This window comes from Plantactinospora sp. BB1 (assembly GCF_003030385.1).
Lineage (GTDB): Bacteria > Actinomycetota > Actinomycetes > Mycobacteriales > Micromonosporaceae > Plantactinospora.
In genome coordinates, this window is record NZ_CP028159.1 from 7,398,300 (window position 1) to 7,420,571 (window position 22,272).

The window sequence follows — 22,272 nt, forward strand, 5'->3', positions numbered from 1 at the left end:
AGCGCGGAGCGCACGCCCCGACCTCCACCCACGGCGACCACGGACCGCGAGGGAGATTGAGCAGGGGGCTCACTCCTTCGCGTCGACCTCTTCGGGTACCGACTCGACCCGCTCCACCTTCTTGACGACCCGGGCGATCGCCGGCCGCGCGTACCGCGTCTGCACGCCGGGCGCCACCTCGAGCATCACGGTCTCGTCGTCCATACCGGTGACGGTGCCGTAGAGCCCGCCGATCGTGACCACCTCGTCGCCGGGGCCGATCGAGGACTGCATCTGCTCGGCCTCGCGACGCCGCTTCTGCTGCGGCCGGATCATCATGAAGTACATGACGACGAAAAGCAGGACAATCATGAGGAGCGGCATGAAACTCCCGGCTCCGCCGCCGCTCTGTGCTGCCAAAGGCACTGTTACGACCTTCCCATCGGCCTCGTCACGGCACGGGTATGCCGGAGCGGAGGCAGGAACTCACGTCCTGTACAAACCGCGGCGAGTCTAGTCCCTGCACCTGAGAACACCGAATGCGGCACGGATCACGAACGGATCACACCTCCTGGGACCCCGCGGAGAAGAGGTCGGGCCCTCCGGGCCCGCTCACGCCGAATGTACCATTTGGCGGAGTACGCCCCAAGTGTCGCCAAGCGGCCTCGGTCGCCACCCGCCCCCGGGGCGTCCGGGCCAGCAGACCGGCCCGGACCAGGAACGGCTCGCAGACCTCCTCCACGGTGTCCGGCTGCTCCCCCACCGCCACCGCCAGCGTCGACAACCCCACCGGACCGCCCCGGAACGAGTCCACCAACGCGGTCAGCACCGCCCGGTCCAGCCGGTCCAACCCCAGCTCGTCCACGTCGTAGACCCGCAGCGCGGCCCGGGCGGTCTCCAGGGTCACCGTCCCGTCGGCCCGGACCTCGGCGAAGTCGCGTACCCGGCGGAGCAGCCGGTTGGCGATCCGGGGCGTACCCCGGGACCGGCCGGCGATCTCCGCCGAACCGTCGGAGGTGATCGGCACCCCCAGGATCCGCGCCGAGCGCTGGAGCAGCACGTCCAGCTCGTCCGGAGAGTAGAAGTCGAGATGCGCGACGAAACCGAACCGGTCCCGCATCGGACCGGTCAACAGCCCGGACCGGGTGGTCGCGCCGACCAGGGTGAACGGCTCGACGTCCAGCGGGATCGCGGTGGCCCCCGGCCCCTTGCCGACCACCACGTCGACCCGGAAGTCCTCCATCGCGCTGTAGAGCAGCTCCTCGGCCGGCTTGGCGATCCGGTGGATCTCGTCGATGAAGAGCACGTCGCCCTCGGCGAGGCTGGTCAGGATCGCCGCCAGGTCACCGGAGCGCTCGATCGCCGGGCCGCTGGTCACCCGGATCCCGGCACCCAGCTCGGCGGCGACGATGTTCGCCAGGGTCGTCTTCCCCAAGCCGGGCGGGCCGGAGAGCAGGATGTGGTCCGGCGGGGTGCCCCGGCCCATGGCGCCGCGCAGCAGCAGGTCGAGCTGGTCGCGTACCCGGTGCTGGGCGATGAAGTCGGCGAGCCGCTTCGGGCGTACGGTGACCTCCGCGTCCCGCTCTGCGTCGTCCGCGTACGCCGAGACGAGCCCCTCGGGATCGGTCACCGGGTCCTGCCCAGCAGTCGGATCGCCTGCTTCAGCAGCACCGGCACCGGCGGGACCTCACCGTCGACGGTCTCGGCCACCGCCGCCACCGCCTGGTCCGCCTGGGACGCCGTCCAGCCGAGCCCGACCAGCGCCTGGCGCACCTGCTCCGGCCAGGCACCGGCGGTGACCCCGGCCGCGCCGTCCGGGCCGACCGGCACCGGGCCGATCCGGTCCCGCAGCTCCAGCACCAGCCGCTCGGCGCCCTTCTTGCCGATCCCCGGCACCCGGGTCAGGGTGCCGGTGTCGGCGTTCGCGATCGCCTTGCGCACCACGTCGGGCGCGTGCACGGCGAGGACGGCCTGGGCGAGCCGGGGGCCGACCCCGCTGGCGGTCTGAAGCAGTTCGAAGAGGTGCTTCTCGTCGTCGTCGGCGAAGCCGTAGAGGGTCAGCGAGTCCTCCCGGACCACCAGGCTGGTGGCGAGCCGGGCCGGCGAGCCGACCCGCAGCCCGGCCAGGGTGCCGGGCGCGCACTGCACCGCCAGCCCCACCCCGCCGACCTCGATCACCGCGCCGTCCGGGGACAGCCCGGCGACCACGCCCCGGACACTCGCGATCATCCCGTACCTCCCTGTCGTTCCGGACCCGGCCGGGCGGCCCGCCGGGGCGTACCCGATCGGGCGCCGGCCCGGGACGCGGCCGACGTCGCCGCCCGCTGCCGGACCGCGTCGGCCGCCGCCGCGATCCGGGACCGGGTGCCGCCGCGCCAGATGTGGCAGATCGCCAGCGCCAGCGCGTCGGCGGCGTCGGCCGGCCGGGGCGGCTCGGCCAGCCGCAGCAGCCGGGTCACCATCGACATCATCTGCGCCTTGTCCGCCTGGCCGGAACCGGTGACCGCCGCCTTGACCTCGCTCGGGGTGTACGTCTGCACCGGCAGCCCGGCCCGGGCCCCGGCCAGCACCGCCACCGCGCTGGCCTGCGCGGTCCCCATCACCGTCCGGACGTTGTGCTGGCTGAAGACCCGCTCCACCGCGACACTCTGCGGCTGGTGCTCGGCGACCAGCCGGGTCAGCTCGGTGTCCAGGTGCAGCAGCCGCAGCGGCAGCTCGTCGCCCGGGTCGGTGTAGACGACGTAGTAGGCCACCAGGGTGCACGGCCGGCCGGGCACCCCCTCGACCACGCCGACCCCGCACCGGGTCAACCCCGGGTCGACGCCCAGCACCCGCACGCCGCCCCCTCCCCGTGCCGCAGCACGTACGTGTGTTCGACACCCTACTGGCCTGCGCCGGAGCCGGAAACGCCGACACGCCCGTACCCGATCATCAGAGCCGGGCCGGCGGGCCCGCCGGAGGTCGCCACATAGGCCGGTGCCGGAGTATGTGGCCGACGCCCATGTGCCGCCGCCCGGTTGGCTCGTAGCTTTTTCGGCCATGACGGTAGAACCCGGTCGGGACGACCAGGCCGCGCGACGGCGGCGTCAGCAGGTCGGATCCCCGGCCTCGGCCGACGACCCGCCCCGGGCCGGCCGGGCCGCCCCGCCGGTCGTCCGGCTCGACCTGTCCGGGCGGACCGCCCTGGTCACCGGCGGTGCCAGCGGGATCGGGCGGGCCTGCGCGGCACGGCTGGCCGAGGCCGGCGCGACCGTCACCGTGCTGGACCGGGACGCCGACCGGGCCGAGGCGGTCGCCGCCGAGATCGGCGGTCGGGCGCTCGGGCTGGACCTCGCCGATCCGCACGCCACCGACCGGATCGACCCCGAGCTGGACATCGTGGTCAACAACGCCGGGCTGCAACACGTGGCGCCGCTGCACGAGTTTCCGCCGGACCGCTTCGACCACCTGCACCGGGTGATGGTGACCGCCCCGTTCCTGATCGTCCGGCGGGCGCTGCCGCACATGTACGCCGGCAACTGGGGCCGGATCGTCAACATCTCCTCGGTACACGGGCTGCGCGCCTCGGCGTTCAAGTCGGCGTACGTCTCGGCCAAACACGCCCTGGAGGGGCTGTCGAAGGTGGTCGCCCTGGAGGGGGCGGCGCACGGGGTGACGGCCAACTGCGTGAATCCGGCGTACGTGCGCACGCCGCTGGTCGAGGGACAGATCACCGCGCAGGCGAGCGCACACGGCATCGCCGAGACCGAGGTGATCGAGCAGATCATGCTGGCCCGGGCGGCGATCAAACGACTGATCGAGCCGGAGGAGGTCGCCGAACTCGTCGCCTACCTCTGCACCCCGGCCGCCTCCTTCCTCACCGGCGCCTCGATCCCCCTCGACGGGGGCTGGACGGCGAACTGAGTGGGCGCCTCCCGCAGAATGGACCCCGTGTCCACGCCGATCGAGTTCCTGGAGCTGCTGGCCCGGGAGGCCGCTCCGGTCGAGTTCGAGGGGCCGCTGGTGGCCGCCCGGGCGGCCGGGGTACCCGCCGACCGGCTCGCCGAGCTGGAGGCGGCCAAGGTGGTGGCGCTGCGGGTACGCGCCCTGCTGGAACGGCGGCGGCGCCGCGAGGCGGAACTCTCCGGCCTGTACGACACCGCCAGCGACCTCGCCGGGCTGCGCGACTCCGACGACGTACTGCGGGCGATCGTGCACCGGGCCCGGCACCTGCTCGGCACCGACGTGGCGTACATGACGCTGGTCGACGACGACCTGGGCGACACGTACATGCGGGTCACCGACGGTTCGATCTCGGCCCGGTTCCAGGGGCTGCGGCTGCCGATGGGGGCCGGACTCGGCGGCCTGGTGGCGCAGACCGGCAGCCCGTACGCGACCGCGAACTATCCGGAGGACGCGAGGTTCCACCACACCGGCGAGATCGACGCCGGGGTCGGCGAGGAGGGGCTGGTCGCCATCCTCGGGGTGCCGCTGCGGCTCGGCTCCCGGGTGATCGGGGTGCTCTACGCCGCCAACCGGTCGGCCCGGCCGTTCGCCCGGGAGGAGGTCTCGCTGCTGCTCTCGCTGGCCGCGCACGCGGCGGTCGCGATCGACACGGCGCGGCTGCTCGCCGAGACCCGGGCCGCGCTGGCGGAACTCTCGGCGGCCAACTCGACGATCCAGGCGCACAGCGCGTCGGTGGAGCGGGCCGCCGCCGCGCACGACCGGATGACCTCGCTGGTGCTGCGCGGCGGCGGGGTGGAGGACGTGGCGGCGGCGGTGACCGAGGTGCTCGGCGGTGCGCTGCTGGCGCTCGACGCCGAGGGGCGGACACTGGCCCGGGTCGGCGAGATCGACGAGCCGGAGCGGGCGGCGCTGGACGAGGCGGTGGTGGCGTCGCGTACCGAGGGGCGCAGCGTGCGCCGGGGCGACCTCTGGTACGCCGCCGTGGTCGCCGGTACCGAGAACCTCGGCGCCCTGGTCTCCCGCCCCGAGGAGGAGCTGGTCGACGCCGACCAGCGGATCCTGGAGCGGGCGGCGCTGGTCACCGCGCTGCTGCTGCTCTTCCGGCAGAGCGTCGCCGAGGCGGAGGGGCGGGTCCGGGGCGAACTCCTCGACGACCTGATCGCCCGGCCGGTACTCGACGCCGCCGCGCTGCGCGGCCGGGCCCGCCGGCTCGGCGTGGACCTGGACGCCCCGCACGTACTCGTGGCGGTCGGCGACGACGCGATGGTCGGGAGTACCTCGGTACGGCAGCGGGTCACCTCCTGGGCCAGCACGTACGCCTCGGCCCAGGGTGGGCTGGCGGCGGCCCGGGACGGCCGGGCGGTGCTGATGCTGCCGGGCGGCGACGCCGGTTCGGCGGCCCGGACCGTGGTCCGGGACCTGTCCCGGGCGCTGGGCCGGCCGGTCACCGCCGGAGCGGGCGGGCCAGCGACCGGCCCGGCGTCGCTGGCCGGGGCGGCCCGGGAGGCGGACCGCTGCCTCACCGCGCTGCGGGCGCTGGGTCGGGCCGGCGAGGGTGCCAGCAGCGCCGAACTCGGTTTCGTCGGGCTGCTGCTCGGCGCGGTCGAGTCCGGCGGCGATCGGGAGGTGGCCCGGTTCCTGGTCGACACCGTCGGCCCGGTGGTCGACTACGACGCCCGCCGGGGCACCGCGCTGGTGAAGACCCTGGAGGCGTACTTCGGGGTCGGCGGCAGCCTGGCCCGGGCCGCCGAGCTGCTGCACGTGCACGTCAACACGGTGACCCAGCGGCTGGACCGGGTGGGGCAACTGCTCGGGCCGCAGTGGCAGAAGCCGGAGCGGGCGCTGGAGGTGCAGCTCGCACTCCGGCTGCACCGGCTGCGCGCCGCGGCCGGCCAGAGCGGGGCGGGCGGCGGCGGCACCGAACTGCCCTGAGCGCGTTCACCCGGCCTGCCCTGGTCGCGTTCGTCCGGCCTGCCCTGAGGGCGTGCCTGCAACTGAGGGCGTTGGCCCGGCCTGCCCTGTGCGCGTCGCCGCGGCACGGCGCCGCGACCGGTCAGCGGGCGGCGATGCCGGCGGGTCAGCGGGCGGCGATGCCGGCGATCACCGCGTCGACGACCCGGGCCGGCAGGTCCCGCTCGTCCAGGTCGGGCTGGGCGCGGAGCAGGCGCTGGATCAGCAGCGGGGCGGTGAGCAGCGAGAGGGTCAGCTCGACGTCGAGGTCCGCCCGCAGCTCGCCGAGGTCGATCCCCCGGCGCAGCACCTCGCGGATCATCCGCCGCCGGGGCTCGACCAGCTCCTGGTAGAGCCGGTACTGCTCGGGGCTGCGGCTGATCGTGGGCATCAGGCAGGGCATGATCTGCCGCATCCTGGGGTCCGGGTTGTGCCCGGTGTTGCCGACCAGCGCGATCAGGTCCTCGCGTACGGACCGGCCGGGCGGTGGCGGCGGTGGCGGCTTCAGCCGGCGCAGGGCGTCCTGGAGCAACGCCTCCTTGCCGGACCAGCGTCGGTAGATGGTCGCCTTGCCCACGCCGGCCCGGGTGGCGATCGCCTCGATCGAGAGCGTCTCGATGCTGCTGCCCTCGGCGAGCAGGTCGAGGGCGGCCTCCAGGATCGCCTCGTCCGCGCGGATGCTCCGCGGGCGTCCTGGCGCCCGCGGAGCATCCATCGTTTCGGTCACGTTAACCATTGTCCCCTGTCGCTCAGGCCGCGACCAGTTCGGGATCACCCACCGGCTCCGGCGGCAGCAGCTGCTCCTCGGCGTTGCGGCCGGGCAGCCAGCGGAGCACCACCACGATGCCGAGGGCGGCGACCACCGCCGAGATCCCGCTCGCCCAGTGCATGGCCGACACGAAGGCGTCGTTGGCGGCGCTGGTCACCGCCGAGCCGGCCGGGCCGCCGAGCCGCTCCGCGACCGCGTACGCCCCGGAGACCGACTCGGAGGCGGCGTCCCGGACCGGTGCCGGCAGCGCGCGGGCCGCCGGCTCGATCTGGTCCCGGTAGACCCCGGAGAGCACCGAGCCGAGTACCGCGACGCCGAGCGCGCCGGCCACCTGGCGGACGGTGTTGCTGACCGCCGAACCCACCCCGGCCTTCTCCCGGGGCAGCGCCGACATGATCGACTCGGTCGCCGGCGGCATGATGTTGGCCATCCCGACGCCCTGGACGAAGAAGATCAGCCCGATGATCCAGATCGGCGTGGTCGCGGTGGCGAAGGCGAACGCCACCAGCGCCGCCGAGGTCAACGCCAGCCCGGTCACCGCGACGGCCCGACCGCCGTACCGCTTGACCATGGTGGCGCTGCGCGGTGCGAAGACGAGCTGGGCGACGGCGAACGGCAGCATCAGCAGGCCGGTCTCCAGCGGGCTGTAGCCGCGCACGAGCTGGAGGTAGAAGGCGCTGAAGAACATCACGCCCATGGCGGCGAAGAAGACCAGGCCGATCACCGCGACCGGAGCGGCGAACCGGGGTACCCGGAACAGCCGTACGTCCAGCGACGGGAACTCGACCCGGCGCTCCCAGGCCACGAAGGCGGCCAGTACGGCCAGCCCGCCGACGATCGACGCCCAGATGAGCGGCCGATTGAAGCCGTGCTCGCCACCGTCGATGATCCCGTACGAGAGCGCGACCAGACCGACCACCGAGAGCAGTACGCCGACCACGTCGATCCGGCCCGGCTTCGGGTCCCGCGAGTCCGGCACCAGCAACGCGACCGCGACCAGCCCGATCAGCACCACCGGCACGTTGATCAGGAAGACCGAGCCCCACCAGTAGTTCTCCAGCAGCAGACCGCCCAGTACTGGGCCGATCGCCACACCGAGGCCGATCGCGCCGGCCCAGACCCCGATGGCGCGACCGCGCTCCCGGGGGTCGAAGACGTTGGAGATGATCGACAGGGTCACCGGCATCACGGCGGCGGCTCCGAAGCCCATCAGCGCGCGGGCGCCGATCAGTTGACCGGGGCTCTGCGCGTACGCCGACAGCAGCGAGGCGAGGCCGAAGATGGCGAGCCCGACCAGCAGGAACCACTTGCGCCCGTACCGGTCGCCGAGCACGCCGAAGGTGAAGAGCAGCCCGGCGAAGACCAGGGTGTACGAGTTGATCGACCATTCCAGTTCGCCCTGGCTGGCGCCGAGGCCGTGCACCGGGTCGGCCAGGGTACGCAGTGCGACGTTCAGGACCGTGTTGTCCAGCACGATCACCAGCAGGCTGACCACGAGCACGCCGAGAATGGCCCAGCGCCTCGGGTGCCCGGTGTTTTCGGTTAACTCCATGCGGTGTTTTGTCCCCCCGAGACCCCGCTTCGCCTGATTCGGCGGCGGGGAAGTTTCTTGACCGCACTGACGATAGTCAGCCGGAAACCGAAACGGAACCGTTCCGTATCGTAATGTGAGCCGGCTCACCCCCACCCGGTCGGCTCGCGGCGGACGAGGCGCGCTGTGCCCTCGGACGACCGCGTGCCGGCCCTCGGACGAAGCACGCCGGCTCCTCGTTCGAGGCGGGCCGGGCCCTCGTTCGAGGCGCGCCGGACCCTCGGACGAGGCGTGCCGTGCCCTCGAACGAGGCGTCCGATCACCGCCAGACGACGGCCCGCCCGTTGATCAGGATTGTGGGCATGAGCGAGGTTATTGCGGCGGAAAGCCGTGTTCTAGAAGGAAAGGTCGCGTTCGTCACCGGAGGCAGCCGGGGCATCGGCGCGGCGGTGGCGGTCCGGCTGGCCGAGGATGGTGCCGACGTGGCGCTGACCTACCAGCGGGACGTCGAGGCGGCCGATGCGGTACTGGACCGGATCAAGGCGATCGGCCGGCGCGGGCTGGCGATCCAGGCCGACAGTGCCGATCCGGCGGCCGTCGTCTCGGCGGTGGACCGGGCGGCCGGTGAGTTCGGCCGACTCGACGTACTGGTCAACAACGCCGGGGCGTTCCTGGTCGGGCCGATGGAGGAGTTGGGGCTCGCCGAGTTCGAGCGGACCGTGGCGGTGAACGTCCGGGCCCCGTTCGTCGCCGCCCAGGCAGCGGCCCGGCACATGGTCGACGGTGGACGGATCATCTCGATCGGCAGCAACATGGCCGAACGGGCGGCGTTTCCGGGCTTCGCGCTCTACTCCATGAGCAAGACCGCGTTGACCGGGCTGACCAAGGGGCTCGGCCGGGACCTCGGTCCCCGGGGCATCACCGTGAACCTGGTGAACCCCGGCCCGACCGACACCGACTCGAACCCGGCCGACAGCCCGATGGCGGACACCATCCGCGGCTTCACCGCCGTCGGTCGGTACGCCGTACCGGCCGAGATCGCGGCGATGGTCGCCTGGGTGGCCAGCGCCGACAGCTCGTACGTCACCGGCGCGACGATCAACGTCGACGGCGGCTTCACCATCTGATCCAGGTCCCGGGCCGCCTGATCCACCTTTGCGGTGACGGTGGCGGTCGGGCCGGCGACCAGCGTGCCGGCCATGGCCAGGCCGGCCGCCACCATCACCGCACCCAGCCCCTCCGGGCGAGACGTCCGCACCACCGGCCCCCTTCGATCGTCCGAAGGCAAGCCTGCGCACCACCACTGGACAGACACTGAACAACCACTGGAACCCACGCCGACACCGGCGGGCACCGTCATGATCCCGGAGAGTCCGGCACGCCTGGACCGGCCGGACGCTCCGGGATCACCCGGCCGGCACGAAGGGCCGGGCGCGGTGGGCGGGCGCGGTAGGGTCGGCCGGCCGCGCGGGGAGGAGCCGGGCCTGAGCGTTTCCGGCAGCGCACCGACCACCCGGCCCGGCCTGATCGATCCTGGAGGTCAAGCCGTCCCTACCAGTTCGTACCATTTTCAGCGATTCATCCGATCGCGCATCATGCTCGCTCGACCACATGGCTGCCGCTGCCGTCGGGCTGGCGCGGTCGAGCCAGTCGCTGAAGGACCGGTCCGACGGCCCTACCCCGATCATCCTCGGCGGGTCAGGCCGAACACCGTCAGATCCACAGACCCTCTGCTCTACGTCCCCAAAGGTCGGAGGCGCGGGTAGGTGAACAATTCGCGGACCTGCCCCCGGTGTGCGGTCTCCTCCAGAAAGCGGCATTTTTCCTTCAGATTTCGTTCTGGGCCCCAGTCTGCGATTGCGTACACGCCGGCAACTTATTGCTTGCCCGAGTCACGCTTGGTGAGCTACGTCCCGTGGCTACCGATCTCGCGATGGTCGTTGTCTTGTCGCCCTCAACCGTCCTCTGGAAACCGGGCGGTTGATGAGGCCGATGCACTAGCGTGAGCTTCGGATGATGCGGGTGCAATGCCTGGCCTCTTCGCCAGTGCCGAGTGCTTGCCGCGCGATCGAGAGGATTAGATTTCATGGTCAAGAAGTTCATTAAGGACGCGGTGTCGCGCAGTTCGGAGTCCGACGATGACCAGCGGAAGCTTTCGTCAATGGTGGGTCAGGGGGACGTTGCCGCCCAGTCGCAGGATGGATCCGGCCCGAGCGACGCGACAATCCTGAACTTCGCACTCAATCTCGAGTACCTCGAAGCCGAGTTCTACCTTCGCGCCACGACCGGCGAGGGCCTTCCCGACGAAATGACGACCGGCACGGGCACTCGTGGTGAGGTCACGGGCGGGGGAGCCGTCAGCTTCAGCAATTCGGTGGTGCGGAAGCTCGCTCATGAGATCGCGTCGGACGAGCAGCAGCATGTGGCGTTCCTCCGGTCCGCCCTCGGCGAAAACGCCGTCTCGCGCCCCGCGATTTCTCTCGATACGAGTTTCACCGCCGCAGCCACGGCGGCCGGGCTCATCAAGTCCGGCGAGGTCTTCGATCCATACGCCAACGACCTTAATTTCCTGTTTGCCGCGTTCCTGTTCGAGGATGTCGGTGTCTCCGCGTTCAAAGGAGCGGCGCCGCTGCTGTCCAACAAGACCTATCTTGACGCCGCCGCAGGCATGCTCGCCACGGAGGCATACCATGCCGGAATCGTTCGTTTTGCACTCTACAACGAGGGAATGATCAACGACGCAGTGTTCACGGGCGTGCAGAAGCTCTCCGACGCGCGTAACAGTCTCGACGGTCCGGTTGATGACGACCAGGGGATCGGCGCCAGCACCGAGGCGAACTTTATCCCCACGGATGCCGACGGCATCGCCTACGGCCGCACAGCCCAGTCGGTCCTGAACATCGTCTACCTGAACCCCGACGCAGTGACCTCTGGCGGCTTCTATCCGTCCGGCCTCAACGGCGAAATCGTGATGAGCGCTGCCGCGTAGCCGTTGAGGCGTCCATCATCCGGTGCGGTTCTCCGTGCAGAGGGTTATCGAAGGCGGGCGGCGCGCAGTGAGTCGGCAGTAGTCAGGAGCGCGGCACCGAGGAGCACGGTGTCCTTCAACAGGAATTGGCCTAGCTGAGAAAGGCTCAACGCCCCCTGCCCTTCTTGCCGAGCCTCGGCCGTTGTGGCCAGGAAGCTGAGCGTGGTGAGGAACATCCCGACCGCTCCGGCGCTACCGATCGCCGATGCTCTGGGCGCAAGTGGCTTCGCGGCTATCAGGCTGCCGAGGGTGATCTCCGTGATCCCGATGAGTCGGTTGAGCTTCTGTGCGCCCAGCGTTTTGCGGAACCGCGAGAACAGCGGACTCGACGTGAGCAGGGGTTCGTTGTTTTCGACCTCGTACTGCGTGAACTTGAGCATGCCGATCCACAAGATGTTCGTCGCCAGTGCGGAGCGCAGCACGAGGGAGGCTACCGAGGCGAGGTCATCGGCCGGGTCGTGTCGTATGCGCATCGCTCACTCCAAGTCGCTGTGGCCATCGGCGTGCGCGCGACCATTACCCGCTACGGCCGAGCTCACGCGAGTCGGACGAATTTCGGAGTGAGCAGCGTCAACGGCTCCAGCAACGGTCGTCGTCGTAGACGATCGTCAGCGTGCTGCGGTACGCCCTCGACGCGTCCCCGTCCGGCACCCGGTCCGGCGGCTCCACCGGTCCGTCGCTCCAGACCTTCGTGGCCCGGTACGGGTAACCGTCCTGCCCGGGCGCCTCGGCCCGGAAGAAGACCCGCTGCCCCGCCGTCAGAGCACGGTAACCGGGGGCAGCGATGGCGGAGAAGTGCACCCAGCAGCCGCCCGGGGTCTCGGCCGCGTCGAGCACTCCCCAGCCCCGGTCGGCGTCGAACTCGCGTACCACCCCGACGATGGTCACCTGCGCCGCCGGCTCAGCCGACCGCCGCCATGACCTCGTCGGAGACGTCGAAGTTGCCGTAGACGTTCTGCACGTCGTCGGAGTCCTCCAGCGCGTCGATCAGCTTGAAGACCTTGCGGGCGCCTTCCTCGTCCAGCGGGACGGTGACGCTGGGCACCAGGGACGACTCGGCCGACTCGTAGTCGATGCCGGCGTCCTGCAACGCGGTCCGCACCGCGATCAGGTCACCGGGCTCGGAGACCACCTCGAACGCCTCGTCCAGGTCGTTGACCTCCTCGGCCCCGGCGTCGAGTACGGCGAGCAGCACGTCGTCCTCGGAGAGCCCCGCCTTCGGCACGATCACGACGCCCTTGCGGGAGAACATGTACGACACCGAGCCGGCGTCCGCCAGCGAACCGCCGTTGCGGGTCAGCGCTGTGCGTACCTCGGTCGCGGCGCGGTTGCGGTTGTCGGTCAGGCACTCGATCAGCAGCGCGACGCCGCCGGGGCCGTACCCCTCGTACATCACCGTCTGCCAGTCGGCGCCGCCGGCCTCCAGGCCGGAGCCGCGCTTGACGGCGCGGTCGATGTTGTCGTTCGGGACCGAGTTCTTCTTCGCCTTCTGGATGGCGTCGAAGAGGGTCGGGTTGCCGGCCGGGTCACCACCACCGGTGCGCGCGGCGACCTCGACGTTCTTGATCAGCTTGGCGAACATCTTGCCGCGCTTGGCGTCGATGACCGCCTTCTTGTGCTTCGTCGTCGCCCACTTTGAGTGGCCGGACATCTGTTACCTCCGTTGCTAGCCGCCGCCTGCTTCGACCGCACCGCGCACGCCTCGCTCCGCACCCGACGCACACGGTGGTGCCGGTCAACTCCGCTGGAAGCCGTGGCGGCCAGATGGCCCTGCCGAATCTCGACAATCCTACCGACGCGCGGCGGGCGACCGTCACCCGCCGCACACCGGCAGCCACGAAATCGTACAGATCACCACATAACAAACGGAGCGTCTATCTGCTCACGACGTCGCGACCGGGGCCCGGACCGGGTCGAGGAGTTCGGTGAGCAGCGCCGTTACCGCCACCGCCCGATCCGCGCCCGGCGCGATCCGCCCCGCGGCGGTTGGATCGGACGGGTCCTCCCCGGACCAGTCGAAGTCGGCGAAGAGGCCCAAGCCGACGTGGGTCGGCACGACCACCATCCCCACCTCGTTGAGGATGTCCCGCAAATGCCCGGCCGCCTGCCCGCCGCCACTCACGCCGTAGCTGAGCAGGCCGGCGGGCTTGCCCCGCCACTCCGCATCCAGATAGTCGATGCCGTTCTTCAGCACGGCGGGAATCGAATGGTTGTACTCCGGCGTCACGAAGACGAAGGCGTCGCACCCGGCCACCACCGCCGACCAGCGGCGGGTGTGATCGTTCCGGTAGTCACCGAACCTGGCCGGGACCGGCTCGTCGAGCAGCGGCAGCCGCTGCTCCGCGAGATCGATCAGTTCGACGGCCACCACGTCGGCCCGTACCGCCGGGTGCCCGGCCGCCACCTCGGCCACCCACCGGGCCACCGCCGGTCCTCGACGGCCCGGCCGGCTGCTTCCCACGACCACGCCGATGACGCGAGGTCGGGTCCGCTCCGTACTGTCCGAGAGTTCTCTGCGTTCCGTACTGTCCATGACTCGATCCCATCGGCGATCCCGCGCCGCCGGGAGACCGGCGCGAGGGTAGCCCTGGCAGGGATACCCTGCCGACCTCCGACAGCGGCAGACTGGACCGGTGATGGACGGAGAACTCGGCGCGTTCCTCCGCAGCCGGCGCGAGGCGTTGCGGCCCGAACAGGTGGGACTGCCGGCCGGGCTCCGACGCCGCGCGCCGGGGCTGCGCCGGGCCGAACTCGCGACGCTCGCGCAGGTCAGCGTGGAATACCTGACCCGGCTCGAACAGGGCCGCGACACCCGACCCTCGCCGGAGATCCTCGCCGCGCTGGCAGACGCGCTCCGGCTCGACGAGGACGACCGGCAACACCTGCGGCAGCTCGCGGCGGTCAACCACCACCGACAGCTGTGCGCGGGACGTCGCCCGTCGGTGTCGCGCACCGTCCGCCCGGAGGCTCGGCTGCTCCTGGACGCGCTACGGGACCGGCCGGCGTACCTGGTGAACCGGATCGGCGAACTGCTTGCCTGGAACGATCTGTTCGACCGGCTGGCCCGCCCGCTCGGGCTGCTCGACGGCGACCGACCCAACCTGGTGTGGTACGTCTTCGCCGACCAACGCGCCCGGGAGCACTTCCCCGACTGGGCGGAGTTGGCCGACCAGCAGGTCGCCGAGTTGCACCGGCTTCGCCAGGGCGACCCGGCTACCGACGAGTTCGCCGAGCGCCTCGGCCGTACGGTGGGGACGCCGTTCACCTCGCGGTGGCGGCGCCGTCCGGTCAGCGCCAGCTCCAGCGGCGTGCGCTGGTTGCGGCATCCGGAGGTCGGGCCGGTGCGGCTCGGGTACGAGACGTTGGCACTCACCGACGACCAGCAGCGGTTGGTGGTACAGCTGCCCGCCGACGCCGCCAGCGTCGAGGCCCTGGACCGCCTGCTGGGCCGGCGTCCGGGTCAGCTCCGCTCGGTGGCCGGCTGAGGCTGCCGCGGACACCGGGCCGCTCAGGTCGCGCTGCTGACCAGGTCGACGAAGTAGCGGTGCAGCCGTGCGTCGCCGGTGAGTTCCGGGTGGAACGAGGTGGCCAGCAGGTTGCCCTGCCGTACCGCCACGATCCGGCCGGCGGCAGGGCTGCCGGTGACGGTGCCCGGTACGCCGCCGGTGACGGTGCCCAGTACCTCGACACCGGCGCCGACCCGCTCGACCCAGGGCGCCCGGATGAAGACCGCGTGCAGTGGTCCACCGTCGATGCCGGAGATCTCCACCGGCGCCTCGAACGAGTCGACCTGCCGGCCGAAGGCGTTGCGCCGGACCGTCATCGCGATGCCGTCGAAGCCGCGCTGGTCCGGCCGGCCGTCGAGCACCTCGGCAGCCAGCATGATCATCCCGGCGCAGGAGCCGTAGACCGGCATCCCCTCGGCGATCCGCTTGTCGACCGGTTCGCGCAGCTCGAAGATGTCGACCAGTTTGCTGATCGTGGTGGACTCCCCGCCGGGGATGACCAGGCCGTCGACCGCGTCCAGTTCCGCCGGCCGGCGTACCGGACGGGCCTGCGCGCCCGCACTGGTCAGGGCGGCGAGATGCTCGCGGACGTCACCCTGCACCGCGAGCACCCCGATCACGGGTGCGCTCACGTCACCTCACCAGCCGCGGTCGGCCAGCCGGTGCGGGACCGGGATGTCGTCCACGTTGATCCCGACCATCGCCTCGCCGAGTCCGCGCGACACCTTGGCCAGCACGTCCGGGTCGTCGTAGAAGGTGGTGGCCTTGACGATCGCGGCCGCTCGCTGGGCCGGGTTGCCGGACTTGAAGATCCCGGAGCCGACGAAGACCCCCTCCGCGCCGAGCTGCATCATCATCGCCGCGTCGGCCGGGGTGGCGATGCCGCCCGCGGTGAAGAGCACCACCGGCAGCTTCCCGGTCTCGGCCACCTCCCGGACCAGCTCGTACGGCGCCTGCAACTCCTTGGCGGCCACGTACAGCTCGTCGGTGGGCAGCGAGCCGAGGCGGCGGATCTCGTCACGGATCTTCCGCATGTGCGTGGTGGCGTTCGAGACGTCACCGGTGCCGGCCTCGCCCTTGGAGCGGATCATCGCCGCCCCTTCGGTGATCCGACGCAGCGCCTCGCCCAGGTTGGTGGCGCCGCAGACGAAGGGCACCGTGAAGGCCCACTTGTCGATGTGGTTGGCGTAGTCGGCCGGGGTCAGCACCTCGGACTCGTCGACGTAGTCCACGCCCAGCGCCTGGAGCACCTGGGCCTCGACGAAGTGCCCGATCCGGGCCTTGGCCATCACCGGGATCGAGACGGCGTTGATGATGCCGTCGATCATGTCCGGGTCGCTCATCCGGGAGACGCCGCCCTGGGCCCGGATGTCGGCCGGTACCCGCTCCAGCGCCATCACCGCGACCGCACCGGCGTCCTCGGCGATCTTCGCCTGCTCGGGGGTGACCACGTCCATGATCACGCCACCCTTGAGCATCTCGGCCATACCCCGCTTGACCCGCGCGGTGCCGACCACTCCGGCGGCGCTGACGGTCTGCCCCCCGGCCGAGGTCGACTGGTCGGAACCGGACTGGGCGGTGGATTCGGACACGGCGTTTTCGCTCCTCGGAAGTGTTTTCGGGGGTGGAATCGCACTCGATGCTACGCGGGGTGCAACGCCGGACCGACAGCCAATCAGACCCCGGGTGGCCTGCACTGTGGCCGGGCTCACGCCCGGCGGGCGCGGTTGCCGGTCAGCCGACCGACAGCTCCGGACGGCTGCTCACGGTCGGGTCGTCGATGTCGAAATAGCGCGGCTGCTCGTGCTTGCGGGACATCCGGAACAGGCGTACGAGGCGGCGGCGCCGCAGCGAGAGCGCGTCGCGTACCAGGTCGGTGTGCACCTGACGGGCCAGCGCGAGCCGCCGGCTGGCGCCGATCACCGCCGCCGCGGCCGGATCCTCCGGGTCCAGCGGGCTGGACCGAAGCTGCCGGGTCAGGTCGTTCTCGGCGGCCTCCCGCTCGTCGCCCTCGGCGTCCAGCGCGATCCGGGACGCCGCGTACAGCTCCACCGCGTAGCGCTCCTCGGCCAGCACCGCGGCGGCCGCCGCCCGGCGCAGCAGGTGCGCGTCGAGCGCGCGGGTCGCCGAGCGTACCCGCGCGTGCATCCGGTCGACCCGGGCCGCGATCCAGATCAGGTACGCCGTCACCAGGACGACCGCCGCGACGCCGCCCACCACCCACCACATGCCCGGCATCGTAGTGCGGCCCCCACTTCCGTCTCCTGGCACGTCACCGGCACCCCGGGGACGATCCCGCCGCCCGGCCCCGGCGACGGCGAAACCGTGCCGGTCGGGACGATCCGGCTCAGGCCGGCCCGATCCACTCCTGGTCCAGCACCCGACCGTCGGTTGCCTCGATCGCGGTGGCGTACACCTCCAGGACCCGGCGGGCCACCGTCGGCCAGTCGAAGGTCTCGACCACCTCCCGGGCACAGGCCGACAGTTCGGCGCGGCGCACCGGGTCGTCGAGCAGGCCGGCCAGGGTACGTCGCAGCGCCGCCGAGTCCCCGGTGGGAAAGAGTTCCCCGGCCCGGCCCCCGTCCAACACCCGACGGAAGGCGTCCAGATCGCTGGCCACCACCGTCGCCCCGGCGGCCATCGCCTCGGTCAGGATCATGCCGAAGGACTCGCCCCCGGTGTTCGGCGCGACGTAGAGGTGCACGCTGCGCAGCATGCGCGCCTTGTCCGGTTCGGAGACCCGGCCGAGGAAGGTGATCCGGTCCCGCAACTCCTCCGGTACGCCCTCGTGCAGCTCGGCCTCGTCACCCGGGCCGGCGACCAGCAGCCGCAGCCCCGGGCGTTCCGCGGCGAGCCCGACGAACGCCTCCCGGAGCACCCCGAAACCCTTGCGGGGCTCGGTGAACCGGCCGAGGAAGCCGAGCGTGCCGCCCTCGCCCTGGCCGCACCGGCCGGGCCAGCCGGGCAGCGGTTCGGCGTCGGCGAACTTCGCCACCGCCACCCCGTTGGGGATCTCCACCGCCCCGCCGCCGAGATGCTCGACCTGGACCTTGCGGGCCAGCGCGCTCACCGCGATCCGGGCGGTGATCCGCTCCACGGCGAACTGCAACACCCCCTGCGCGGCGGCGAGCGCCCGGGACCGGGTCATCGCGGTGTGGAAGGTGGCGACCACCGGCCCCCGGGCGGAGAGCACGGCGAGCAGCGAGAGGCTGAGCGTGAACGGCTCGTGCACGTGCAGCACGTCGAAGTTGCCCCGGGCCAGCCAGCGCCGGACCCGGGCGGTGGAGACCGGCCCGAAGGTGATCCGGGCGACCGAGCCGTTGTACGGCAGCGGCACCGACCGGCCGGCCGACACCACGTACGGCGGCAGCGGCGAGTCCTCGTCCGCCGGCGCCAGCACGCTCACCTCGTGCCCGAGCCCGATCAGCGCCTCGGCGAGGTCGAGTACGTGGTTCTGCACCCCGCCGGGGACGTCGAAGGAGTACGGACACACGATGCCGATCCGCACTGCGCCTCCCCCTTCAGGCCGGCTCGGAGATCGACGGGGTGCCAGGTGTCTCCGGCGCCACCACCCCGGCCGGACCGGTCACTGCGGCGGTCCGGCCGGGCTCGTCGACCCAGACCCGTTGCAGCATGTGCCAGTCCTCCGGGCGCTGCGCGATGCCCTCGGCCAGATGGTCGGCGATCCGCTGGGTCAGCGCCCGGACCCGCTGGTCCAGCGGGCCGGAATCCGGCGACGGCACCTCCAGCGGCCCGATCAGCCGGCCCCGGGGCCCGGCCGGGTCGTACCAGAGGGCGGCCACGTAGAGCGGGGCGCCGGTCCGGAGGGCCAGCAGCGCCGGGCCGGCCGGCATCCGCGCCCGACCGCCGAAGAACCGCACCTCGACACCGCGCGCCGACAGGTCCCGATCGGCGAGCAGCGGCACCAGGTAGCCGGCGGCGACCCGCTCGGCCAGTATCTCGAACGGGGCCCGGGGGCCGCCGTGGGTCGGCAGGATCTCCATGCCGAGCCGGCGCCGGAAGTCGAGGAAGCGCTCGTAGACGCCCTCCGGCTTGAGTCGCTCCATGACGGTGGCGATCGGCCAGCCCTTGGCGGCCACCCAGGCGCCGGCGGCGTCCCAGTTGCCGGAGTGCGGCAGTGCCACCACGACACCCCGGCCGGCCGCCATCTCGGCGGCGAGCCGCTCCTCGCCGTCGAGCCGGAAGTCGTCGCGGATCTGCTCCCGGCTGCGCGACGGCAGCCGGAACACGTCGAGCCAGTAGCGGGCGTACGAGCGCATGCCCCGGCGGACGAGCTCCTCCAGGGCGTCCGGCGGCAGTTCGGGACCGACCACCCGGCGCAGGTTGGCGGCGAGCCGTCGGGTCCCCCGGCCACGCCTGCGGTACGCCTGGTCGGCGGCGGCCCGGAACAGCGCCGCCGCCACCGGCTTGGGCAGTGCGCGTACGGCCCGCCAGCCGGCCAGGTAGCCGAACTCGACCGGGGTCACCGGCTGGCCTGCGGCACTGTCACGCGTCCACGCCCAACTCGGCGCGCTGCGCCTGCCGCCAGACGTGCGTCATCCGCTGCCCGACGGTGAAGACCGAGACCGCGGCGAGCAGCCAGAGCGCGGTGACCAGCGCCCAGTCCAGCCCGAGGCCGGTGAGCAGCCCGCCGACCCCGACGATCAGCAGCCGCTCGGTCCGCTCGGCGATGCCGACGTTGCAGGTCATCCCGAGCCCCTCGGCCCGGGCCTTGACGTACGAGACGAGGCCACCGGCGACCAGGCAGATCAGCGCGGCGGCGACCCCGACGTGGTCGTCCTGGGTGGCCAGCCAGTATGCGACGGCGCCGAAGACCGCGCCGTCGGAGACCCGGTCCATGCTCGAGTCGAGGAACGCGCCGAACCGGCTCGACCCGCCCCGCATCCGGGCCATCGTGCCGTCGAGCAGGTCGGTGAGGGCGAAGAAGGTCACCACGAGCGCACCGGCGACCAGGTAACCCCGGGCGCCGAGCACGATCGATCCGACCACCACCCCGAGCGTCCCGGTCACGGTGACGGCGTTGGGCGTCACCCCGACCCGCAGCAGGGTCCGGGCGATCGGTTCGACGACTCGGGTCATGCCGGCCCGGGCCGACACCTGGAAGATCTTCGCCATGGCCGTCCCACCATAACGGGCCGCGAACGGCGACGGTACGCCCGGTGGCGCCTACTTCGCGCCGCAGGCTTGTGTCACGACTTGTACGGGTGTGAGATCGGAGCAGGGGACGTGACGTCGCTCACCTGTCACCCGGCACGTCTCCGGCAGCACGGCAGGCCACCCGAGGATATCGCCGCGGAGTCGCCAGGGCAGCTCCCCCGTCGCACGCGGCGGTCGCCACCAACCACCGGCTTAGGGAGGTGCGCCCCGATGGCGCAGAAGAGTCAGGAGAAGGGGGTCACCGGCCCGGCGCCGGTGGTGGACGAGCCCGGCAGGGTTCGCAACGTGGTGCTCGTCGGCCACTCCGGTGCCGGAAAGACGACCCTGGTCGACGCGCTGCTGGCGGCGACCGGCACGATCTCGCGGCCCGGTGCGGTGACCGAGGGCACCACGGTGTGCGACCACGACCCGGCGGCGGTACGCCAGCAGCGCTCGATCAGCCTGGCCTGCGCGCCGCTGCAACACAACGGCATCAAGGTCAACCTGTTGGACACCCCCGGCTACGCGGACTTCGTCGGCGAACTCCGGGCCGGGCTGCGCGCGGCGGACGCGGCGCTCTTCGTCGTCTCGGCGGTGGACGGGATGGACGGGGCGACCGCCGCGCTCTGGCAGGAGTGTGCCGCCGTCGGGATGCCCCGGGCCGTCGCGGTCACCCGGCTGGACCACCAGCGGGCCGACCTCGACGAGACGGTGGCGCTCTGCCAGCGGGTCTTCGGCGACAACGTACTCCCGCTCTACCTGCCGATGCTCGACGACGAGGGTGTCGACGTGGTCGGCCTGATGGGCCTGATCACCCGCCGGGTCTTCGACTACACCGCCGGGCTGCCGGCGGCGGTCCGCGACCCCGACCCCGAGCACCTGCCGGCGATCGGCGACGCCCGGAACGAGTTGATCGAGGGCATCATCGCGGAGAGCGAGGACGAGACGCTGCTGGACCGCTACCTCGGCGGCGAGGAGATCGAGGTCGAGGTCCTCATCGACGACCTGGAGAAGGCCGTCGCCCGGGGGCACTTCTATCCGGTGGTACCGGTCTGCGCCGAGACCGGGCTCGGCGTCGACGCCCTGCTGGAGCTGCTGACCTCGGCGTTCCCGACCCCGCTGGAGCACGACCTGCCCACCGTCACCGGGGTCGACGGCTCGCCGCAGCCGCCGCTGCACTGCGACCCGGACGGCCCGCTGGTGGCCGAGGTGGTCAAGACCACCATCGACCGGCACGTCGGCCGGGTCTCCCTGGTCCGGGTCTTCTCCGGCACGCTCCGCCCCGACCAGGTGGTGCACGTCTCCGGGCACGGCATGGCCGAGCGCGGCCATCCGGACCACGACGCCGACGAGCGGATCGCGCACATCTACTCCCCGCTCGGCGCCGCGCTGCGCGAGGTGCCGTACTGCGTGGCCGGCGACATCTGCGCGATCACCAAGTCGGGTACGGCGGAGACCGGCGACACCATCTCGGCCAGGGAGCACCCGCTGCTGATCGAGCCCTGGGAGATGCCCGAGCCGCTGCTGCCGGTGGCGATCGTGGCGAAGAGCCGGGCCGACGAGGACGCGCTGGCCAAGAACCTGGCCCGGCTGGTCGCCGGTGACCCGAAGATGCGGCTGGAGCGCAACCCGGAGACCCATCAGCTGGTGCTCTGGTGCATGGGCGAGGCGCACGCCGAGGTGGTGCTCGACCGGCTCCGCGGCGGCGGGGTGGACCTGGAGACCGAGCCGGTCCGGGTGGCGCTGCGGGAGACCTTCGCGGTGGCCTCGAAGGGGCACGGCCGGCACGTGAAGCAGTCCGGCGGGCACGGCCAGTACGCGGTCTGCGACATCGAGGTGGAGCCGCTACCCCGGGGTGCGGGCTTCGAGTTCGCCGACCGGGTGGTCGGCGGCGCCGTGCCGCACAACTACATCCCGTCGGTGGAGAAGGGTGTACGCACCCAGATGGGCCGGGGCATCGTCGCCGGCTATCCGGTGGTGGACCTGAGGGTGACCCTGGTGGACGGCAAGGCGCACAGCGTCGACTCGTCCGACGCCGCCTTCCAGACCGCCGGTTCGCTGGCGCTGCGCGACGCGGCGGAGAAGGGGCAGGTCACGCTCCTGGAGCCGGTCGACGAGGTGGTGGTCCGGGTGCCGGACGGATATGTCGGCGCGGTGATGAGCGACATGTCCGGGCGGCGCGGCCGGGTGCTCGGCACCGAGCCGGACCCGGCCGGCACCGAGCACACGCTGGTCCGGGCCGAGGTGCCGGCGACCGAGCTGATCCGGTACGCCGTCGAGCTGCGCTCGATGACCGCCGGTGGTGGCACCTTCCGGCGCTCCTTCGCCCGCTACGAGCCGATGCCGACGCACCTGGCCGACCAGATCCGCAAGGAGCACAGCTCGTCCGGCCGGTGACCGCCCGAGG

At 72.0% G+C, this 22,272-nt stretch carries 22 protein-coding genes; 6 read left to right on the top strand and 16 right to left on the bottom strand.

Annotated features, from left to right (window positions below; genetic code table 11):
* Nucleotides 1-69: 69 nt before the first annotated feature.
* From yajC to ruvC, 4 genes are all read right to left on the bottom strand, one after another.
* The gene (gene yajC, locus C6W10_RS32400) at nucleotides 70-363 is read right to left on the bottom strand and encodes a preprotein translocase subunit YajC (RefSeq protein WP_304598502.1); all 294 of its coding nucleotides are present in this window, start codon (nucleotides 361-363) and stop codon (nucleotides 70-72) included.
* 178 nt (nucleotides 364-541) lie between these two features.
* Complete coding sequence (gene ruvB / locus C6W10_RS32405; RefSeq protein WP_107262863.1) at nucleotides 542-1,609, bottom strand: Holliday junction branch migration DNA helicase RuvB; 1,068 nt, start codon at nucleotides 1,607-1,609, stop codon at nucleotides 542-544.
* Nucleotides 1,606-2,208: a Holliday junction branch migration protein RuvA gene (gene ruvA, locus C6W10_RS32410; protein ID WP_107262864.1), complete on the bottom strand. Its 603-nt coding sequence runs from the start codon at nucleotides 2,206-2,208 to the stop codon at nucleotides 1,606-1,608. Before ruvA ends, ruvB begins: the two co-directional genes overlap by 4 nt.
* Entirely contained in the window at nucleotides 2,205-2,816 is a 612-nt protein-coding gene (gene ruvC, locus C6W10_RS32415) for a crossover junction endodeoxyribonuclease RuvC (protein WP_107262865.1), read from the bottom strand. The genes ruvA and ruvC overlap by 4 nt, the downstream gene beginning before the upstream one ends.
* Before the next feature lie 202 nt (nucleotides 2,817-3,018).
* Here ruvC and C6W10_RS32420 point away from each other — a divergent pair, with 202 nt between their 5' ends.
* Both C6W10_RS32420 and C6W10_RS32425 read left to right on the top strand, forming a co-directional pair.
* Nucleotides 3,019-3,882: a 3-hydroxybutyrate dehydrogenase gene (locus C6W10_RS32420; RefSeq protein WP_107262866.1), complete on the top strand. Its 864-nt coding sequence runs from the start codon at nucleotides 3,019-3,021 to the stop codon at nucleotides 3,880-3,882.
* A gap of 18 nt (nucleotides 3,883-3,900) precedes the next feature.
* A complete protein-coding gene (locus tag C6W10_RS32425) occupies nucleotides 3,901-5,856 on the top strand; it encodes a helix-turn-helix domain-containing protein (RefSeq protein WP_107262867.1) in 1,956 nt (651 codons plus the stop codon).
* A 145-nt stretch (nucleotides 5,857-6,001) separates the two neighbouring features.
* Here C6W10_RS32425 and C6W10_RS32430 read toward each other — a convergent pair whose 3' ends face one another.
* Both C6W10_RS32430 and C6W10_RS32435 read right to left on the bottom strand, forming a co-directional pair.
* Nucleotides 6,002-6,610, bottom strand: a complete 609-nt coding sequence (locus tag C6W10_RS32430; protein WP_107262868.1) for a TetR/AcrR family transcriptional regulator — start codon at nucleotides 6,608-6,610, stop codon at nucleotides 6,002-6,004.
* 13 nt (nucleotides 6,611-6,623) lie between these two features.
* Nucleotides 6,624-8,195 (bottom strand): MFS transporter, encoded by a 1,572-nt coding sequence (locus tag C6W10_RS32435; RefSeq protein ID WP_107262869.1) that lies wholly within the window; start codon nucleotides 8,193-8,195, stop codon nucleotides 6,624-6,626.
* 341 nt (nucleotides 8,196-8,536) lie between these two features.
* On the opposite strand from C6W10_RS32435, the gene C6W10_RS32440 reads away from it, so the two are divergent.
* Nucleotides 8,537-9,301 (top strand): SDR family NAD(P)-dependent oxidoreductase, encoded by a 765-nt coding sequence (locus tag C6W10_RS32440; RefSeq protein ID WP_107262870.1) that lies wholly within the window; start codon nucleotides 8,537-8,539, stop codon nucleotides 9,299-9,301.
* 959 nt (nucleotides 9,302-10,260) lie between these two features.
* Nucleotides 10,261-11,163: a ferritin-like domain-containing protein gene (locus C6W10_RS32445; RefSeq protein WP_107262871.1), complete on the top strand. Its 903-nt coding sequence runs from the start codon at nucleotides 10,261-10,263 to the stop codon at nucleotides 11,161-11,163.
* Nucleotides 11,164-11,207: 44 nt separating this feature from the next.
* Here the strand turns inward: C6W10_RS32445 and C6W10_RS32450 are convergent, their stop codons facing one another.
* The 4 genes from C6W10_RS32450 to C6W10_RS32465 form a co-directional block, all read right to left on the bottom strand.
* Complete coding sequence (locus tag C6W10_RS32450) at nucleotides 11,208-11,675, bottom strand: YkgB family protein (RefSeq protein WP_107262872.1); 468 nt, start codon at nucleotides 11,673-11,675, stop codon at nucleotides 11,208-11,210.
* 97 nt (nucleotides 11,676-11,772) lie between these two features.
* Nucleotides 11,773-12,090 (bottom strand): cold-shock protein, encoded by a 318-nt coding sequence (locus C6W10_RS32455; protein WP_107262873.1) that lies wholly within the window; start codon nucleotides 12,088-12,090, stop codon nucleotides 11,773-11,775.
* 13 nt (nucleotides 12,091-12,103) lie between these two features.
* A complete protein-coding gene (locus tag C6W10_RS32460; protein WP_107262874.1) occupies nucleotides 12,104-12,853 on the bottom strand; it encodes a YebC/PmpR family DNA-binding transcriptional regulator in 750 nt (249 codons plus the stop codon).
* Between the two features lie 231 nt (nucleotides 12,854-13,084).
* Nucleotides 13,085-13,735: an NADPH-dependent FMN reductase gene (locus C6W10_RS32465; RefSeq protein WP_107262875.1), complete on the bottom strand. Its 651-nt coding sequence runs from the start codon at nucleotides 13,733-13,735 to the stop codon at nucleotides 13,085-13,087.
* 103 nt (nucleotides 13,736-13,838) lie between these two features.
* Here C6W10_RS32465 and C6W10_RS32470 point away from each other — a divergent pair, with 103 nt between their 5' ends.
* Nucleotides 13,839-14,687 (top strand): helix-turn-helix transcriptional regulator, encoded by an 849-nt coding sequence (locus C6W10_RS32470; protein WP_234361983.1) that lies wholly within the window; start codon nucleotides 13,839-13,841, stop codon nucleotides 14,685-14,687.
* A gap of 23 nt (nucleotides 14,688-14,710) precedes the next feature.
* Here C6W10_RS32470 and pdxT read toward each other — a convergent pair whose 3' ends face one another.
* From pdxT to pgsA, 6 genes are all read right to left on the bottom strand, one after another.
* Nucleotides 14,711-15,340 (bottom strand): pyridoxal 5'-phosphate synthase glutaminase subunit PdxT, encoded by a 630-nt coding sequence (gene pdxT / locus C6W10_RS32475; protein ID WP_107262877.1) that lies wholly within the window; start codon nucleotides 15,338-15,340, stop codon nucleotides 14,711-14,713.
* Nucleotides 15,341-15,346: 6 nt separating this feature from the next.
* Nucleotides 15,347-16,225, bottom strand: a complete 879-nt coding sequence (gene pdxS / locus C6W10_RS32480) for a pyridoxal 5'-phosphate synthase lyase subunit PdxS (RefSeq protein WP_107264456.1) — start codon at nucleotides 16,223-16,225, stop codon at nucleotides 15,347-15,349.
* Nucleotides 16,226-16,442: 217 nt separating this feature from the next.
* The gene (locus C6W10_RS32485; protein WP_107262878.1) at nucleotides 16,443-16,946 is read right to left on the bottom strand and encodes a hypothetical protein; all 504 of its coding nucleotides are present in this window, start codon (nucleotides 16,944-16,946) and stop codon (nucleotides 16,443-16,445) included.
* Nucleotides 16,947-17,055: 109 nt separating this feature from the next.
* Entirely contained in the window at nucleotides 17,056-18,216 is a 1,161-nt protein-coding gene (locus tag C6W10_RS32490; protein ID WP_107262879.1) for a glycosyltransferase family 4 protein, read from the bottom strand.
* A 13-nt stretch (nucleotides 18,217-18,229) separates the two neighbouring features.
* The gene (locus tag C6W10_RS32495; protein ID WP_107262880.1) at nucleotides 18,230-19,195 is read right to left on the bottom strand and encodes a phosphatidylinositol mannoside acyltransferase; all 966 of its coding nucleotides are present in this window, start codon (nucleotides 19,193-19,195) and stop codon (nucleotides 18,230-18,232) included.
* A gap of 19 nt (nucleotides 19,196-19,214) precedes the next feature.
* The gene (gene pgsA, locus C6W10_RS32500; protein WP_107262881.1) at nucleotides 19,215-19,844 is read right to left on the bottom strand and encodes a phosphatidylinositol phosphate synthase; all 630 of its coding nucleotides are present in this window, start codon (nucleotides 19,842-19,844) and stop codon (nucleotides 19,215-19,217) included.
* A gap of 252 nt (nucleotides 19,845-20,096) precedes the next feature.
* Between pgsA and C6W10_RS32505 the strand changes: the two genes are divergently transcribed.
* Entirely contained in the window at nucleotides 20,097-22,262 is a 2,166-nt protein-coding gene (locus C6W10_RS32505) for an elongation factor G-like protein EF-G2 (protein WP_107262882.1), read from the top strand.
* Nucleotides 22,263-22,272: the final 10 nt, after the last annotated feature.